This is a genomic window from Rhizobium rhododendri (assembly GCF_007000325.2).
In the GTDB taxonomy this organism is placed as follows: domain Bacteria; phylum Pseudomonadota; class Alphaproteobacteria; order Rhizobiales; family Rhizobiaceae; genus Rhizobium; species Rhizobium rhododendri.
Genome location: NZ_CP117267.1, coordinates 1,541,231 through 1,558,857 on the forward strand (window position 1 = coordinate 1,541,231; position 17,627 = coordinate 1,558,857).

15 protein-coding genes and 1 riboswitch are annotated in these 17,627 nt (G+C 61.4%); of the genes, 7 read left to right on the plus strand and 8 right to left on the minus strand.

Going from position 1 to position 17,627, the window contains the following annotated elements; genetic code table 11:
* Positions 1-2: 2 nt before the first annotated feature.
* Together PR018_RS07615 and PR018_RS07620 are read right to left on the minus strand one after the other, a co-directional pair.
* Positions 3-824 (minus strand): ABC transporter ATP-binding protein, encoded by an 822-nt coding sequence (locus PR018_RS07615; RefSeq protein WP_142822913.1) that lies wholly within the window; start codon positions 822-824, stop codon positions 3-5.
* Positions 825-870: 46 nt separating this feature from the next.
* The gene (locus tag PR018_RS07620; protein ID WP_111221833.1) at positions 871-2,031 is read right to left on the minus strand and encodes an ABC transporter permease; all 1,161 of its coding nucleotides are present in this window, start codon (positions 2,029-2,031) and stop codon (positions 871-873) included.
* Between the two features lie 109 nt (positions 2,032-2,140).
* Here PR018_RS07620 and dgcA point away from each other — a divergent pair, with 109 nt between their 5' ends.
* Entirely contained in the window at positions 2,141-3,124 is a 984-nt protein-coding gene (gene dgcA, locus PR018_RS07625) for an N-acetyl-D-Glu racemase DgcA (RefSeq protein WP_142822914.1), read from the plus strand.
* On the opposite strand, the gene PR018_RS07630 is transcribed toward dgcA, so the two are convergent.
* Both PR018_RS07630 and PR018_RS07635 read right to left on the minus strand, forming a co-directional pair.
* Complete coding sequence (locus PR018_RS07630; RefSeq protein WP_142822916.1) at positions 3,076-4,299, minus strand: MFS transporter; 1,224 nt, start codon at positions 4,297-4,299, stop codon at positions 3,076-3,078. The two genes, dgcA and PR018_RS07630, sit on opposite strands and share 49 nt — an antisense overlap.
* Positions 4,300-4,409: 110 nt before the next feature.
* Positions 4,410-5,276, minus strand: coding sequence for a UDP-2,3-diacylglucosamine diphosphatase (locus tag PR018_RS07635; protein WP_142822918.1), 867 nt, complete (start codon positions 5,274-5,276; stop codon positions 4,410-4,412).
* A gap of 235 nt (positions 5,277-5,511) precedes the next feature.
* Between PR018_RS07635 and PR018_RS07640 the strand changes: the two genes are divergently transcribed.
* Together PR018_RS07640 and PR018_RS07645 are read left to right on the plus strand one after the other, a co-directional pair.
* Positions 5,512-7,824, plus strand: coding sequence for an NADP-dependent malic enzyme (locus tag PR018_RS07640; protein ID WP_142822920.1), 2,313 nt, complete (start codon positions 5,512-5,514; stop codon positions 7,822-7,824).
* Positions 7,825-8,040: 216 nt separating this feature from the next.
* On the plus strand, positions 8,041-9,135 hold the full coding sequence (locus tag PR018_RS07645; RefSeq protein ID WP_142829156.1) for a DUF2865 domain-containing protein: 1,095 nt from the start codon (positions 8,041-8,043) through the stop codon (positions 9,133-9,135).
* Between the two features lie 3 nt (positions 9,136-9,138).
* On the opposite strand, the gene bluB is transcribed toward PR018_RS07645, so the two are convergent.
* On the minus strand, positions 9,139-9,828 hold the full coding sequence (gene bluB, locus PR018_RS07650; protein WP_142822924.1) for a 5,6-dimethylbenzimidazole synthase: 690 nt from the start codon (positions 9,826-9,828) through the stop codon (positions 9,139-9,141).
* A 44-nt stretch (positions 9,829-9,872) separates the two neighbouring features.
* A riboswitch (cobalamin riboswitch) is annotated at positions 9,873-10,072 on the minus strand.
* Positions 10,073-10,110: 38 nt separating this feature from the next.
* A complete protein-coding gene (locus tag PR018_RS07655; RefSeq protein ID WP_142822926.1) occupies positions 10,111-10,941 on the minus strand; it encodes a TolB family protein in 831 nt (276 codons plus the stop codon).
* A gap of 187 nt (positions 10,942-11,128) precedes the next feature.
* Between PR018_RS07655 and PR018_RS07660 the strand changes: the two genes are divergently transcribed.
* Entirely contained in the window at positions 11,129-11,659 is a 531-nt protein-coding gene (locus PR018_RS07660) for a DUF1003 domain-containing protein (RefSeq protein ID WP_142822927.1), read from the plus strand.
* Positions 11,660-11,690: 31 nt separating this feature from the next.
* Here the strand turns inward: PR018_RS07660 and PR018_RS07665 are convergent, their stop codons facing one another.
* Positions 11,691-12,086: a GFA family protein gene (locus tag PR018_RS07665; protein WP_142822929.1), complete on the minus strand. Its 396-nt coding sequence runs from the start codon at positions 12,084-12,086 to the stop codon at positions 11,691-11,693.
* Positions 12,087-12,476: 390 nt separating this feature from the next.
* Here PR018_RS07665 and PR018_RS07670 point away from each other — a divergent pair, with 390 nt between their 5' ends.
* Positions 12,477-12,896 carry a TadE/TadG family type IV pilus assembly protein gene (locus PR018_RS07670; protein ID WP_142822931.1) on the plus strand — a complete coding sequence of 140 codons (420 nt, stop codon included), beginning with the start codon at positions 12,477-12,479 and terminating at the stop codon, positions 12,894-12,896.
* A complete protein-coding gene (locus PR018_RS07675; RefSeq protein ID WP_142822933.1) occupies positions 12,896-14,635 on the plus strand; it encodes a pilus assembly protein TadG-related protein in 1,740 nt (579 codons plus the stop codon). The genes PR018_RS07670 and PR018_RS07675 overlap by 1 nt, the downstream gene beginning before the upstream one ends.
* 67 nt (positions 14,636-14,702) lie before the next feature.
* Here PR018_RS07675 and PR018_RS07680 read toward each other — a convergent pair whose 3' ends face one another.
* Positions 14,703-16,076 (minus strand): class II 3-deoxy-7-phosphoheptulonate synthase, encoded by a 1,374-nt coding sequence (locus tag PR018_RS07680; protein ID WP_142822934.1) that lies wholly within the window; start codon positions 16,074-16,076, stop codon positions 14,703-14,705.
* 254 nt (positions 16,077-16,330) lie between these two features.
* Here PR018_RS07680 and PR018_RS07685 point away from each other — a divergent pair, with 254 nt between their 5' ends.
* A complete protein-coding gene (locus PR018_RS07685) occupies positions 16,331-17,620 on the plus strand; it encodes a TadE/TadG family type IV pilus assembly protein (RefSeq protein WP_142829158.1) in 1,290 nt (429 codons plus the stop codon).
* Positions 17,621-17,627 lie beyond the last annotated feature (7 nt).

Consider the following 17,627-nt stretch of genomic DNA (forward strand, 5'->3'; position numbering starts at 1 on the left):
TCTCAGTTCTTCTCGCGGCTCTGGTTGCCGGGTTCTGCAGTCTCTTCGTGGCGGACGACGGTACGAGCCCGTTTGCCGCGGAAATAGGATTTCACCCAAGGTTCGTCGCAGGCAAGCATGTCGTCAACCGTTCCCTCGATCAGCACACGCTTTTGTCCGAGCACGGCAATGCGGTCGCAGACGGAAAACAGGCTGTCGAGGTCGTGGGTGACCATGTAGACCGTAAGGCCGAGTGTATCGCGCAGCTTGGCGATCAGTTCGTCGAATTGGGCAGCGCCGATAGGGTCGAGGCCGGAGGTCGGCTCGTCGAGGAACACCAGATCCGGATCGAGCGCCAGCGCCCGTGCCAGCGCCGCGCGCTTGATCATGCCGCCCGATAGTTCCGATGGATATTTGTCGGCGGCATCCGAGGCGAGACCGGCGAGCCGGATCTTCATATGCGCAAGTTCGTCCATCATCGAAACCGGCAGGTCGAGATATTCGCGCATTGGCACCTGGATGTTTTCCTTCACCGTCAGTGAGGAAAACAGCGCACCTTGCTGGAAAAGCACGCCGAGACGCATGTCGAGCTTGTTGCGGTTCGATTCGTCGAGCGAATCGTAGTCTGTACCGAGAATTTTTATCGTCCCGGCGCTGCGCGGCAGAAGCCGCAGCACGGTGCGCATAAGTACCGACTTGCCGGCACCGGAGGGACCGACGAAGCCGAGGATTTCGCCGCGATAGATATCGAGATCGAGCTTGTCGAGCACGATTTTCGGGCCGAAGTTCACCGTGACGCCACGCGCCGACAGCACGACGTCGCGGCCATCCGCGGCGCGTTCCATCTGTGTGTCATCCCGGTCTGGCTGAGGCGCGTCCAAATGCTGGTCCTTAAAAATCGATTGCGGCGTAGAAGATGGCAAACACACCGTCCATCATGATGACGACGAAGATCGACTTCACCACGGAAGATGTCACGTGCTGACCCAGAGACTCGGCGCTGCCGCCGACTTTCAGGCCTTCGACTGCGGCGACGATACCGATCACCAGCGCCATGAAAGGCGCCTTGATCATACCCGATATCACGGTCGATACGCTGATTGCCTCGTGCAGACGGGCAATGAAGGTCGCAAAAGTGATGCCCGAATAGGTGTAGGTGACGGTCGCGGCACCCAGAAGCGATGCGAAGTTGGCCAAGACCGTCAGCAGCGGCAGGGCGATGGTCAGCGCCACAAGCCGCGGAAAAATCAGGACTCCGATCGGGTTCAGGCCCATGACCTTCAGCGCGTCGACTTCTTCGCGCATCTTCATCGAGCCGATTTCGGCCGTGATCGCGCTGCCCGAACGGCCGGCGATCATGATGGCGGTCAGCAGCACGCCGATTTCGCGCAGCTGCAGGATGCCGACCAGATCGACCACGAAAACTTCGGCGCCGAAATAGCGAAGCTGGAAGGCGCTCTGCTGGGCGATGATGGCGCCGATCAGATAGGACATCACCAGGATGATCGGCACGGCGCGAACGCCCATGTGATCGAGCTGGTTGACGATGGATGCCGGAGAAACACCGCTGCCGCGCCCGAGCTTCAGCTGCGCCCCGCGCACGGCCGAGCCGAGAATATACATGGCGGCCACGAAGAAGCTGCCGAGCTCGGCGACTTTCTCACCCATCGGCGAGAATATCCGGTCGAGCAGCGGCACTTTCGGCTTTTCCTGGGCCGCGATCTCGCTTGCATCCTCGTCGAAAGATTTCAGCAGTTCGTCGATGTGGTCGTTCGATCCTTCGATCGTGACGGTCGCATCGTGCGATTCCTGGCTGAGCTTCAGCCTGCGGATCAGCAGCACGCCCGCAGTGTCGACATCGGACAGGCCGGTCAGGTCGATGACAACATCACCGCCGCTCGTGCGCTTGGAAAGGTCGTCTATTCGTCGCAGCACGCCGTGGATGCTGGCGCTGCGCCAATTGCCTGCTAGCCGGTAACGATGACCGGAACCATCGGCCTCATCGTCGATCGTCGGCGCATCCGGTATGTTTTCAGCTACGCTCAAACTCATGCGTCTTTCAGATTGGCGGCATCATGCCGACTCAGCGATGTATCGCATCCCGCTCATTACGCGACTATACAGAAACGATCTACAGTCTCGTGCCGCAGAAAGAGCAGATATGTCACGCCTTCTCAATGTCCAAATGAATTCCTGGCCGATCGCCGGCACATTCACAATTTCGCGTGGCAGTAAGATCACAGCGGAGGTCGTCACATGCAACATTAGCGAGAGCGAATGGCAGGGAAGTGGCGAATGCGTGCCGTATCGGCGCTACGGCGAGACAATCGAAAGTGTCATTTCGGAGATCGAGTCGGTCCGGACTGCCGTCGAATCAGGCATGACTCGCGAAGAGTTGGCGGTCGCCATGAAGCCCGGCGCTGCCCGAAACGCCGTCGACTGCGCGCTCTGGGATCTCGAGGCAAAGCGCTCCGGTATATCGGTGGCGCGGACCATCGGCCTCTCGACGATGGAGCCTCGCACGACCGCCTTTACGATTTCGCTGGGCGAGCCCGAGGTCATGGCGGCAGCAGCCGGCGCACAGGCGCACCGCGCCCTGCTGAAAGTCAAGATCGGCACCTCCGATGACGAAAGCCGTATCCGCGCGGTACGCATTGCAGCGCCGCAATCGGCTATCATCCTCGATGCGAATGAAGGATGGACGGAAGACAATCTTGCCCGCCACCTAGAGATCTCCGCCGAAGCAGGGATTGCCCTGGTCGAGCAGCCCCTGCCCGCCGGCAACGACAGGCTGCTGGCAACTATCAGAAGGCCCGTCCCCGTCTGCGCCGACGAAAGCGTCCATCACACCGGCGATCTCGAAAGCCTGCGCGACCGCTACGACGCCATCAACATCAAACTCGACAAGACAGGCGGGCTGACGGAGGCCCTCCGCATGAAGGCAGAGGGCGAACGGCTCGGCTTCCGGATCATGATCGGCTGCATGGTCGGCACATCGCTGGCGATGGCACCGGCGCTGATGCTGGCCCAGGACGCGGCCTTCGTCGATCTCGACGGACCGCTGCTGCTTTCCCGCGACCGCGAACCCGGATTGCGCTACGAGGGCTCGCTGGTCTTTCCACCGCTCTCGGAATTGTGGGGCTGAAGGCGGGAGGCGACGACGATCATGGTGAGCCCGGCAGCCGCGATCAGCGCCATCAGGTAGAAACCCGACGTGCCGAGCCAGCCGTAGACATAGCCGGAGGCGATAGTCGCGATGCCGAGACACATGCCATTATAGAAAAAGTAGACGCCCTGCGCGGACGCCTCCTGCGTTTCCTGCACCGTCGCCACGATGCGGCGCTGCACGCCGATGTGGACGCAGGCATAGGTGAAGGCGTGAAAGCACTGCAGCACGAAGTGGCCTGCAAAGCCGAGGTCCATCGGAAAGACGATCCACCGGCAGACGCACATCGCCGCGCCGAAGCGCATCAGGGTCCAGGCACTGAACCGGCGTCCCAGCCGTTTCGAGAGGAAGAAGATCGTCACCTCGGCCGCCACCCCGGCGCTCCAGAGTATCCCCACCTGCGTGCCTGAAAAACCGATCTGGTGCCAGTAGATCGAGGCGAATGTGTAGAACAGCGCATGGCTTGCCTGCTGGACCGAAACGCCGATCATGGTCAGCAGCAGGCGCGGATTCCTGAGCGCATTGCCGATGGGCGGCGCCTTGATGTCGAGCGGCAGGCCGCGACGCCGCGTTGGCCCGATGCGGGGACAATAGAGCGCCATGACAGTCGTCAGGATGAAGCCGATGACCATTAGCGGCAAAACCATCCTGCCGCCGAACGCGCCGATCACCTGCCCGCCGATCAGTGTCGAGACAATGAAGGCGATCGATCCCCACACCCTGGTCGAACCGTAATCGATGCCCCAGCGGCGGACTCCCGAGATGGTAATCGACTCGACCACCGGCAGGTAAGGCGCATAGGTGGCGCCCTGCAGCGCATAGACCAACAGGACGGTCGCGAAGTCGTCGGTCCAGAACAGCGCGATCGCGGTCAACAGCGACAGGCCTCCGGACCAGAGAAGCACCGTCGCCCGTTCCCGCATCCTGTCGGCAAACAGCGCCACGACCGGCGCGACCAGCACCCGCACGACCATCGGCAAGGCGAGAATGATACCGATCTGCTGGTCGTTGAACTTCAGTGTCGCGAGGAAAACCGGAAAGAACGGCAGGGCGATGCCGTTGACGATCAGCGGGGCACAATAGGACAGGGCGCTGCGCAGCCGGAAATAGGCAGGAGCCTCCCTGCCCGTCGAAGTCATCGTTGCGGGAATCATGACAATGCCTGATTTGGAAACGCTGATTCCCTACCACGCATTCGCGATCGCGCCTACGGCGGCGCCTTCAGATCGGCGGGAAATTCAAAGAGATGGAGGGCGTTGTCCGCTCACTCGGCAGCGGTCATCCCGGACGCCGCCTTTGCTTCGGCCATCATCAGCGCAAGGTCCATGGCCGGGCGCGACGGCAGACGATCCTGGCGGCTCTCGGCAACGGCTGTAGCAGGCTTGGCGTCGAGGATCTGGCGCCAGGTGATCAGTTCGAAGCTTCCATCCTCATGCTCGGCAATCGCCGTACAGCTTTCAACCCAGTCGCCGGTGTTGATGTAGCGCAGGCCATCGATGTCCTCGATGACGGCATGGTGGATATGGCCACAAATGACCCCGTCGGCATGATTGCGCTTGGCCTCTTCGGCCACCACGCGCTGGAACTCGCCGATGAAGTTGACCGCATGCTTGACCTGCTGCTTGGCCCAGGCTGAGAACGACCAGTAAGGCATGCCGAGCCGGCGCCGAATGCTGGCGAGCGCGATGTTCAGCACGATGGCGACGTCGTAGGCCCAGTCGCCGAGATAAGCGAGCAGCCGGGCGTTGCGGACCACCACATCGAATTCGTCGCCGTGCAGCACGAGATAGGTCTTGCCGTCGGCGGTGGTGTGGATCGCCCGTTCGGCGACCTCGATACCGCCGAAATGGTTACCCGGGAAATCGCGCAGGAATTCGTCGTGATTGCCGGGGATGTAGACGATGCGCGTGCCCTTGCGCGCCTTGCGCAGGATCTTCTGAACGACATCGTTGCAATCCTGCGGCCAGTACCAGCTGCGCTTCAGCCGCCAGCCGTCGATGATGTCGCCGACGAGGTACAGGGTATCGGCTTCGTGATAGCGCAGGAAGTCGAGAAGATAGTCAGCCTTGGCAGCCTTCGATCCCAGATGAACGTCGGAAATGAACAGGGTTCGGAAGTGTCGAGTGTCCATCAATGTCTCCACGAACGTAATGCCCGTGCCCCAATCTTCGCTGTGCCCGGAATAATCAGACTCGTGTTTCAGGAAGATGACATCATATCCAATTCGAGCGCGAAGATGGCGTAGCTTACCCCGCCGCGCATCGGCAAAATCTTGCCGCCATGCCACAATTCCGTACTGTGCACCCCCGAGGATTGTTGTATGCAGTGACGTGAAATCGTTAGACGAATGGTAATGGAGAAGCGTGATGGACCCGCAGGATGCATCGAAGGCACAGAAGAACATGACCAGCGGTGACCTCGACGAACAGGCGCTTTTCTTCCATCGCTATCCTCGTCCGGGCAAGCTGGAGATACAGGCGACGAAGCCGCTCGGCAACCAGCGCGACCTAGCGCTCGCCTATTCGCCGGGCGTCGCCGCTCCCTGTCTCGCCATCCGCGACAACCCTGAAATGGCTGCCGAATATACCTCGCGCGCCAATCTCGTGGCCGTCATATCCAACGGCACGGCCGTGCTTGGCCTCGGCAATATCGGTCCGCTGGCCTCAAAGCCGGTGATGGAAGGCAAGGCCGTCCTGTTCAAGAAGTTCGCCGGCATCGATGTCTTCGACATCGAGATCGAGGCACCGACCGTCGACGAGATGGTCTCGACGATCTCGGCACTGGAGCCGACCTTCGGCGGCATCAATCTCGAGGACATCAAGGCGCCCGAATGCTTCGACGTCGAGCGCCGGCTGCGCGAGATGATGAAGATCCCGGTCTTCCACGACGACCAGCACGGCACTGCGATCATCGTCGCCGCCGCCATACTGAACGGCCTGGAGCTGGCCGGCAAGACGATCGAGAACGTCAAGATCGTCGCATCCGGTGCAGGCGCTGCCGCACTCGCCTGTCTCAACCTTTTGGTCATTCTGGGCGCCAAGCGCGAAAACATCTGGGTCCACGATATCGAGGGCCTGGTCTACACCGACCGCAACGTGCTGATGGACGAGTGGAAGTCGGTCTATGCCCAGCCGAGCGACAAGCGGACGCTGGCCGAATCGATCGGCGGCGCCGATGTGTTCCTCGGCCTGTCGGCCGCCGGCGTGCTGAAGCCGGAACTGCTGGTACAGATGGCCGAAAAGCCGCTGATCATGGCGCTTGCCAATCCCAACCCCGAAATCATGCCGGAACTCGCCCGCGCCGCCCGGCCCGACGCGATGATCTGCACCGGGCGCTCGGATTTCCCGAACCAGGTCAACAACGTCCTCTGCTTCCCCTACATCTTCCGCGGCGCGCTGGATTGCGGCGCGACGACGATCAACGAGGAAATGAAGATGGCGGCAGTGCGCGCCATCGCAGCCCTTGCCCGCGAGGCACCGTCGGATGTTGCCGCCCGCGCCTATACCGGCGAGACCCCGATCTTCGGCCCGGAATACCTGATCCCTTCGCCCTTCGATCCCCGCCTGATCCTGCGCATCGCCCCGGCCGTCGCCAAGGCTGCGGAAGAGAGCGGTGTGGCGCTTCGCCCGATCACCGATTTCGATGCCTATCTCGACACGCTCAACCGCTTCGTCTTCCGCTCCGGCTTCGTCATGAAGCCGATCTTTGCAGCTGCCAAGCTCGCTCAGCCGAAGCGCGTCGTGTTTTCCGAAGGCGAAGACGAACGCGTGCTGCGCGCCGCACAGGTGCTGCTCGAGGAAAACACGGCCGTGCCGATCCTCATCGGCCGCCCCAGCGTCATCGAGACCCGCCTGAAGCGCTATGGCCTCAAAATCCGCCCGCATACCGACTTCGAAGTCATCAACCCGGAAGACGATCCGCGCTTCCGCGATTACGCCGACCTCTATTTCTCGCTGGTCGGCCGCAGCGGCGTCATCCCGGAGGCAGCCCGTACCATCGTGCGCACCAACACCACCGTCATCGGCGCACTGGCGCTGAAGCGTGGCGACGCCGATGCACTGATCTGCGGCCTCGAAGGCCGCTACGAGCGGCACCTACGCGTTGTCCGCCAGATTATCGGCAAGCGTAACAATGTCCGCGACTTCTCTGCCATGAGCCTGCTCATCTCGCAGCGCGGCAACACGTTCTATACCGACACCTACGTTAACTTTAATCCGACGGCCGAAGAGATTGCCGAATCGACAGTGCTGGCAGCGGAGGAAATCCGCCGCTTCGGGATCACGCCACGCGCCGCCCTTGTCTCGCATTCGAACTTCGGCTCGCGCGAATCGGAGAGCGCCACGAAGATGCGCAATGCCCTGCGGCTCATCCGGCTTGCAGCCCCCGATCTAGAGGTCGATGGCGAAATGCACGGCGACAGCGCGATTTCCGAGCATTTGCGCCGCCGCGTCATGCCGGATAGCACGCTGACCGACGAAGCCAACCTGCTGGTGTTCCCGAACCTCGATGCGGCCAACATCACGCTTGGCGTTGTCAAGGAGATGATTGACGGGCTGCATGTCGGCCCGATCCTGCTCGGAACGGCCCTGCCGGCCCATATCCTGTCGCCCTCGGTCACCTCCCGTGGCGTCGTCAACATGGCAGCCGTGGCCGTGGTCGAGGCATCGCAGCCCGGCTGATACTGACGGGACCGCCGGGCATCATCCCGGCGGTCGACCACCTGCTGCCGAGCGCAGGGCTGGCGCAAGTCAGTCGGCGCCATATATCTTGCGCGTGACAATGGATGAATTTTCGCCTTCGCCCGAGCTGAGGCGGAAACCATCCGAACGGAGCAGGCCAAAAGCGTGATAGTGGGCTGGAAACATTCATTTTGGGCGCTTGCCGCATCCTTGGCGATGGCAGCGCCACTGGCTGCCCAGACGAACGCAATCTGCGACGACCTGCGCGGCCAGATGGCCAATCTCAGCGAAACTGTCGGCACCAACCGCCAGCTCCGGCAATACCGCACCGCCATCGCCCAGCAGATATCCGAGTTGCGCCAAGTCGAGAACGACCTTGAGGACAACGAGTGCTCGTCCGGCAGCATGGTGATCATAAACGGTGACGACGGCGGCACCTGCGCGCGGATCGAGGATACCCTGCAGCGCATGCAGCAGAACCTGCAGGATCTCGTCGCCAAGCGCGACCAGATCCAGCGCGGCGACGTTTCGGAAGGACCCACCCGCAACCAGCTTTCCGCAGCGCTGCGCGCCAACGGCTGCGAAGATCAGGATAGCGGCGATACCATCATCACCAACCGCCCGCCCCCGCAGGCAGGCATCGAGCCCAGCTACCCCGCAACCCCGGGGGCAACCACGCTGGACAGCAGTGGCGGCCCCTCCGGCAGCGAACCCGCACCGCAATCGCCGGTCCAGAGCTACGCCTTCGGTCAATCCTATGGCGGCGGAAATGTCCGCACGGTCTGTGTGCGCACCTGCGATGGCGGCTTCTTCCCGATGACCCAGAATGCAGCGCCCGGCGATTTCCAGCGGGATGGCGAAACCTGCGCGAGGATGTGCCCGGGCGTGAAGACCGAGTTGTTCTTCCACCGTCTGCCGGATCAGGAAACATCGGCGATGGTCTCCGCCTCGTCGGGCACCCCCTACAGCGCCATGCCCTACGCCTTCGCCTTCCGCAAACGGCCGCCGAATGAAAAGACCAGCTGCACCTGCAATCTGCCGGCCTATTACGAGGAAATGCGAAGGCAGAACGCGCTGACCAAGCCGCCAACCGCAGGCACGCAGCAAGGCTCGATTACGACGATCATCCCAAAAGCGTCGCCACCGGCCGTGCCGACGGCACCCGCAAAGGGCGATGCGCCGCCGGTGGAACGGCCCTACGATCCGTCCGCCGGCAATGTCCGTCAGGTCGGCCCGGCGTTCCTACAGCCCGACCAGCGCAAGCTAGACCTCACCCGTCCGGCCGTACCCGGCGAGCAGCCCCAGCAATAGGCCTCAGCCCTGCGGCTGGCCCCAGCCATTCTCGAACACTAGATCCTCCAGCGGCAATCGCTGCCGCCAGCCTTTGACGGCGAGTTCCGGTTCGCCATAGAGCTCGTCTACGAATCCCAGGCAGAGCCAGGCAATGATCTCGATCCGCTCCGGGATACCAAGCAACGCCCGGATATCGGCGTCGTGAAAAATGCTGACCCAGCCGACCCCGACACCCTCCGCTCGCGCCGCAAGCCAGAGGTTCTGCACGGCGCAGACCGTCGAATAGGCATCCATGCGCGGATTGTGGGTGCGGCCGAGCACGACGGGCCCGGCACGATCCGGATCGCAGGTGATGCAGATGCTGAGTGGCGCCTTGCGGATGCCCTCGAGCTTCAGCGACCGGTAACTCTCCCGACGGGCGCCCTCGAACTGCAACGCAGCCTCGCCATTGGCGCGCTCGAAGGCTTCGAAGGCCTTCTCACGGATGGCGGGGTCGCGCACGAGAATGAAATTCCAGGGCTGCATGAAGCCGACAGAAGGCGCGTGATGGGCAGCGCCCAGCAGCCTTGCGATCAGGTCGTCCGGCAGCGGTTGCGGCAGGAACTGGTCCCGCACGTCACGCCGCGTTTCGATCGCGTGGTAGATGGCGTCGCGCTCGGCGACGGAAAAAGCGTGTGCGCGGACGAGATCGTCCCTGCAATCAGGTCGCATCGTTTATATCCCCAACAATGCCAACCGCCCGCCGTCCTCGCGGGATCAGTCTATCTTATCAGGCCGGTCTTCTGGCTCGGCTTCATCTGGCGATGCTGCCTTCCCGGTCGAAACCAGTGGCATATCGGATAACTGACCGTTCCCTGTGCATCGCCATCCGCCTTACAGCGTTGGGCACGCGCCGGATTTGCACCGGCTTCCCGATTCTCCCGCCTGGGCGGGCACCTGATGAAGGAGATATGCGCGATCCGGCTGGCGATGGCAAGCGGATCGCAGGCGAGCTCAGCGCTCCGGTTCATACCTGACAAAGGCGAACTCCTCGCCATCGGGTGACCAACTCGGTACGTTGATTGTCCCCTGGCCCCCGAACAGCTCGAACAACGTCGTTATGTTGCCGCCATCCATGTCCATCAGCCGCAGGCGGACGTCGAGATCGCGCGGATGATCGAAGACGTCGCCGTCGTAGGAGAGCAGCACCACCTTGTCGCTCTTCGGCGACGGATGGGGAAACCAGTTGCCGAACTCGTCGTCGGTCACCTGCTGCAGGTCGCGACCGTCAGGCCGGATACGCCAGATCTGCATACGGCCGGTCCGGCTGGAGTTGAAATAGATCCACGCACCATCGGCCGACCAGTCCGGCCCGTCGTTGCGACCCTCGCCATGGGTCAACCGCGTCTCCTCGCCGCCCTCGACCGATATCGTGTAGATGTCGAAGAGATCGCCGCGAATGCCGCAGTAGCTGACATGCTTTCCGTCCGGCGACCAGCCGTGCCAGTAGGATGGGAGGTTTGTGGTCACCTGCCTGGGGAGACCGCCTTCCGCAGGCACGAGATAGATGCAGGACTTGCCGTACTGGACCTTGTCGCAGAGCGCGATCAGCGTACCGTCGGGCGAGATGCCATGGTCGTTGTTGCAACGGCTGGCAAAGCCTGTGTCGACGCGCTCGACAGTGGCGAGCCCGTCGAGCGACAGGCGGTAGAGAAGCCCGTCATCGTTGACGAGCAGGTAGCGTCCGTCTGGCGCAAAGTTCGGCGCCTCGACGAGACGATCGGTCTGCCAGACGACCCGGCTCCGACCTGTTGCAATGTTGAAGATTTCGACCGAACTGCGCATGTCTCACCCATCCTCGAAGCCGCCGCCTAAAAGCAAACGGCGACCGGGGAGGTTTTAACGGCTCGCCCACCCGACATCAACTGGCTCGACTGGACGCGATTGCGTGAGGCATCGCCATTCCCATGTTTTGCCGTTGCAATTCATCGTGGCAACCGAATACTGCCGCTAACCAGTATCGGAGTCACGCATGCCCAATCTCCCGAACTTCTTTCACACCCACTTCGATAAATCGTCGGACGATCTCGGCGTCATCGAAAAGCGGGTGCTGAAGCGAGCCCGCGAACGCAAGATCATCTCGACGGATGTCAACGCTGCCTTTTCCGCAAATGCCTCCGTCGGGGAACGGCTCGCAGACGGGATCGCCCGCGTCGGCGGATCATGGGCGTTCATCGTCTCCTTCCTGTTGTTCCTGGTCGCCTGGACGGTGCTCAACACCATCCTGCTCTCGTCACGCGCCTTCGATCCCTACCCGTTCATCTTCCTCAACCTGATCCTCTCGATGATCGCAGCCATCCAGGCGCCGATCATCATGATGTCGCAGAACCGCCAGACCGAACGCGACCGCTTCGAGGCTGCCAAGGACTATGAAGTCAACCTCAAGGCCGAACTGGAAGTCCTGTCGCTGCACGAGAAGATCGACCTGCAGGTGTTGACCGAACTGTCCGCCCTCAGGGAGGAAGTGGGCCGCATTACGAGGCTGCTGGAGGCAAAGGCCTAGCGTCGGCGGGACTGCCCCTTGCGGACGATGGCTAGTCGGATTTCGGGAACTGGGGCAGACCGTCGTGGAGGCTATAGAAGCCTGCCTTGTCGGCGCAATAGATGTGATGGCCCATTTTCAGCGCGTTGGGATCATCGAACAGGCCGGCCATGATCGAGATCTGTTCGGCATCGTCGGCGACCCAGAACAGCGCTGAGCCGCAGGTCTTGCAGAACCCGCGGCTGGCAGCGGGACTGGAGCGATACCAGCTGACATTCTCACCGCCCTCGACCGTAAGGTGGTCGGTCGCCACGTTGGTGGCGGCGAAGTAGAGTCCGGTCTGCTTGCGGCATTGCGAGCAGTGACACCCGACCACATCCCTGAGCGGACCTGTCGTCCGTATTTTCACGGCGCCGCAGAGGCAAGATCCGGTATGGTCGTCCTTCATAGCGCCTTCCCGATCCTTGTCGTTATGTATCATCCTGATGGTGCGGCATGCAGCTGTCAACTTCAGATTTCATGACTGCAGCATCAGCCACGCTGATAGCAGACCCTTTGCTGAATGCTCCCGGCAAGCCCTCGTCGAAAGGCAGTTAAAAGGGCGTTAAGCCATCTTCGCCCCCCGTCGTTCCCCTGGACGCACCAAAAAGCCAGATCTGACGGCCAAAGGTGCGATTTCGGGACAATCTAATGTGACACGCACCATTCATGCGTGCGTGTGGCTCAAAAATATACCCGCCAAAAAATTGCATAGGTAACCTAATATTAGGATATCGCAATTCAAAATTGAACCAGCAGGATTGGGAAGGTTGTCGCAACCGAAGAGGAGACGGAGACGATGATTATGAGCAGATTTCGCCGTTGCGAACGTGGTACTGCAGCCCTCGAATTTGCGATCATCTTTCCGGTGTTCATTCTCGTGCTGATGACGTTGATCGCCTACGGCATCTATCTCAGCGCCGCCCATTCCGTTCAGCAGATCGCGGCCAATGCAGCCCGGACCGCCATCGCCGGCGTCACCGAGGCCGAGCGTGAGCAACTGGTCAACACCTACATAACCACCTCCACCCTTAACGATGCCATTCTGAACCCGGCCAAATTCACAGTCACGGTGCAGCCGGATCCGGCCAACGCCAACCAGTTCACGGTCAAGTTGTCCTACGACGCCCAGGACCTGCCGATCTGGAACCTCTACAGCTTCGCCATGCCAAGCAAGACGATTGTACGCACCGCTACGATCCGCATGGGAGGCATCTGATGCCGATCGGAACCATCCTGCGGCGCTGGACCCTAAGCGAGCAAGGCAACGTCGCAATCCTGGCTGCCATCACCGCACCCCTCATTCTCTACTGCATGAGCCTGGGTCTCGATTACGGCATGCTGACGCTGCAGCAGCGCCGCCTGCAGCAGACGGCCGACCTGTCCGCAATTGTCGCGGCATCGGACGTAAACAATGCCCAGGCCAATATTCTCAACTACTTCAGCACCAATAACCTGAATATGGCTGTCCAGACGGCAAGCGGCTACGTCTCGAACACCGGAACGTCGCCTCTTGGAGACGCCGTGAGTGCGGCAAAGTTCGACGGTATCGCAACGATAACGCTCGGCACCTACGTCGCTGATCCGACGATTGCCCTCGGCAGCCGCTTCGTGCCGGGCGCCACGCCATACGACGCCGTCAAGGTGAAAATCCAGCAGACCGGTGGACTGATTTTTGCCGCGAGTTTCGCAACCCCGCCAACTTTGGAGGCCGTCGGCACTGCCTCAACAGAGAAGATTGCGGCATTTTCGATCGGCTCGGGGCTGGCAAGCGTAAACAACGGACTTCTGAATGCCGTCCTGGGTGGCTTGCTCGGGACCAGTCTTTCCCTCAGCGCCATGGATTACAACGCGCTGCTATCCACCAAGGTGAACGCCCTCTCGGTCACCGACAAGCTGGCGACCAACCTCAACCTCACCGCCGGCAGCTATGCCGACACACTGGCGGCGGACGTCAAGTTCGGCGACGTGCTCAATGCCATCGGCGGTCAGGCCGGTCTCAACTCGGCCACCCGGAAAGCCATTCAATCCGTACAGACGGCGGCAAACAGTGCCCAGCTCCGGCTCAAGCTCGCCGATATATTGTCGCTCGGGCCTGTCGCCCAAAGACCCACCGGCAGCGGCTCGCAAATCAGCCTCGCTGCCAACGTCATGGATCTGGTCACGGCCGCCGCCCTCGCCGCCAATGGCAGCAAGCAGGTTTCCGTCAATCTCGGCGGCACCATACCAGGCCTCACCACGGTGCAGATGACGATGGCCATCGGCGAACCGCCGCAAAGCACACCATCCCTGGCCGTTGGCGCCGTCGGCACGGTGGTGCGCACCTCCCAGACCCGTATCAAGCTATCCATAGCGATCGACGCACTGGCGGCGCTGGCTGGCACCAAAGTGCAGCTGCCGCTTTACGTGCAGCTGGCCAATGCGACGGGAAAGCTTTCGGCCATCACCTGCCTCGGCAACGGCGCGCAGAACGCCAATGTCTCCGTCAGTACCATACCTGGCGTCGCCGATCTCTACATCGGCAACGTCGACACCACACAGTTTTCCAATTTCGCGACCGGCCCGGACGTGACAGCTGCAACCTTGGTCAACGTGCTGGGCCTGATCACCGCCACGGCCAGCGCCCACGTCGCCATTACAAATATGACAAAGACGACGCTCACCTTCACGCCGGCAGACATCGCTGCCGGGGTGAAAAAGACTGCCTCCACCACGGACACACTGACCTCCGCGATCTCGTCCCTCTTCGCCAACACCAACTATTCGATCAATATCCTGGGCCTCACCCTCGTCACCAAGGCCGTCTTTCAGCAAGCGCTGGCCATGACGCTTTCGAGCATCAGCACGCCGCTCAACGATCTGCTCAGCAACGTGCTGCTTCTGGCCGGCGTCAAGGTCGGCCAGGCCGACGTCACGGTAACAGACGTCCGCTGCCAGCAGCCCGTACTCGTCCAATAGACGACGTCCCAAAACAAAACGGGCCGGTCTTTCGACCGGCCCGTTTTCGATGTGATGTTGAGACTGCTCAGCCGTTGGCGACAAGTCGCTTTTCGTCGCGACCGCCCTTCATGCGCTCTGCCAGCAGGAAGGCGAGCTCCAGCGCCTGGTCGGCGTTGAGGCGTGGATCGCAATGGGTGTGGTAGCGATCCTGAAGGTCGTCGGCCGTGACGGCGCGGGCACCGCCAGTGCATTCGGTGACGTCCTTGCCGGTCATCTCGATGTGGATGCCGCCCGGATGCGTGCCTTCGGCGCGGTGGATCTGGAAGAAGCTTTCTACTTCCGACAGGATGCGCTCGAAAGGCCGTGTCTTGTAGTTGTTGAGCGTTATCGTGTTGCCATGCATCGGATCGCAGGACCAGACGACCTTGCGGCCCTCGCGCTCGACGGCGCGCACCAGCTTCGGCAGATTGTCGGCGACCTTGTCGTGGCCGAAGCGGCAGATCAGCGTCAGGCGCCCGGCCTCGTTGGCAGGGTTGAGCACGTCGATCAATTCCAGCAGGTTGTCGGCTGTCAGCGACGGACCGCATTTCAGCCCGATCGGGTTCTTGATGCCACGGAAATACTCGACATGGGCGTGGTCGAGCTGGCGCGTGCGGTCGCCGATCCACAGCATGTGGCCAGACGTCGCATACCAGTCGCCCGAGGTCGAGTCGACACGGGTCATCGCTTCCTCATAGCCCAGCAGCAATGCTTCGTGGCTGGTGAAGAAATCGGTTTCGCGAAGGCTCGGATTGTTCTCTGCCGAGATACCGATGGCCTTCATGAATTCCATGGTTTCGCTGATCCGGTCGGCCAGCTTGCGGTAGCGCTCGCCCTGCGGGCTGTCCTTGACGAATCCGAGCATCCATTGATGAACGTTTTCGAGGTTGGCATAGCCACCCATCGCGAAGGCGCGCAGCAGGTTCAGCGTCGCGGCGGACTGGCGGTAGGCCATGATCTGCCGTTCCGGATCGGGAATGCGGGCCTTTTCGGTGAACTCGATGCCGTTGACGATGTCGCCGCGATAGGCCGGCAGCGTCACGTCGCCCTGCGTCTCGACATTCGACGAGCGCGGCTTGGCGAATTGCCCGGCGATGCGACCGACCTTGACGACAGGCAGCTGGGCGCCGAACGTCAGCACCACTGCCATTTCGAGAAAGGCGCGGAAGAAATCACGGATGTTGTCGGCGCCATGTTCGGCAAAACTCTCGGCACAGTCTCCGCCCTGCAGCAGGAAGGCGTTGCCTTCGGCGACATTCGCCAGGTGCTTCTTCAGGCGACGCGCCTCGCCGGCAAAGACCAGCGGAGGATAGGTCGCAAGCTGCGCTTCCATCACCGTCACGGCATCCTTGTCCGGGTATTCCGGAACCTGGCTGATAGGCTTCTGCCGCCAGCTGCTGGGGGACCAATTCTGTACCATCGTGCTCACCTGTTTTCCGCCCGGTCTCCGCCGGTTCTCCCGCTATTTCGAAATAAGCGCGGCTTATATCCCTTTGCGTGCGACTTGCATAGCGGGGCTACTCTCTGCGCGTTCCGATGCAGATTTTAACCGAATACAAACCACGGCAATTGCCGGATTGTTGATGAAACTACCCTATAAAGCGCGCAAACGCCGCGACGATGATAGCCGCGACCGATCGCCATGACGGCAAAGCTGCGAACGGGCTATCGACGATGCGCATTCAAAACCTCTGGAAAGACAGATCCGGCAACTTCGGCATCATGACGGCACTGCTGCTTGTGCCCATAGTCGGCACCGCAGGCATGGCCGTGGACTTTGCCAATGCGCTGAATATCAGGAACCAGCTATATGCTGCCGCCGACGCCGCAGCCGTCGGTTCACTCGCCGAAAAATCGCCTGGCGTGACCGCTGCCATGGGGATGACGTCGGATGGCACCGTCGCGGTTGCCCAGACCGATGCGAATTCGCTGTTCTTTGCCCAGAACAGCGCGGCACTCACCAGCAGCAACGTCAAGGTCGCCATCGCAGTCACCAAGACCGGCAACACGCTTCAGTCGAACGTCAGCTTCACGGCAACAGTGCCGACGACGTTCCTGCATGTAATCGGCCAGGACACCATCTCCATCGCAGGCAAGGCCACGGCGCAAAACCAGACTCAGACCTACATGGATTTCTACATCCTGATCGACAACACGCCATCGATGGGCGTAGGCGCCACGCCGAATGATGTGGCGCTCATGGAGGACAACACCTCGGACAAGTGCGCCTTTGCCTGTCACGAGACCGGCGCGAACAAAGGCAAAGACAATTACACGCTGGCAAAGAGCCTCAAAGTTACGATGCGAATCGACGTCGTCCGTGAGGCAACGAAGAGCCTGACAACCACTGCAACGACGCAGCGCAGTTCCTCCGACCAATACCGCATGGCGGTTTATACCTTTGGCGCAGCGGCGGAAACGGCGGCGCTGACGACGATCTCCCCCCTGACGGCCGACTTGGCGCAGGTCCAGACCTATACCAGCGCCGTCGATCTCATGACCATTCCTCAGCAGAACTATAACAGCGATGCTCAGACCAGTTTCGACACCGCCCTGACCGCGCTCAACACCACAATCCCGACACCGGGAAATGGCTACACCAGCAGCAGCCCTCAGAAGACCTTGTTCTTCGTGACGGACGGCGTCGGCGACAGCATCAAGCCGGTCGGCTGCACTGCACCGTTGGATGGTGACCGCTGCCAGGAGCCGATCGACACATCTTTCTGTACGCCCCTGAAGAACCGCGGCGTCAAGATAGCCATTCTCTATACGACCTACCTGCCCCTGCCGGCTAACCCTTGGTACGTGAGGTGGATCGATCCGTTCAGCAAGCAGATCCCTACCAAGCTGCAGAGCTGCGCGTCACCCGGCCTCTATTTCGAGGTCAGTCCGACCCAAGGCATCAGCGATGCCATGAATGCGCTGTTTATGCGGGTGGTCAACGGGTCCAGGCTGACGAGCTGATACCAGG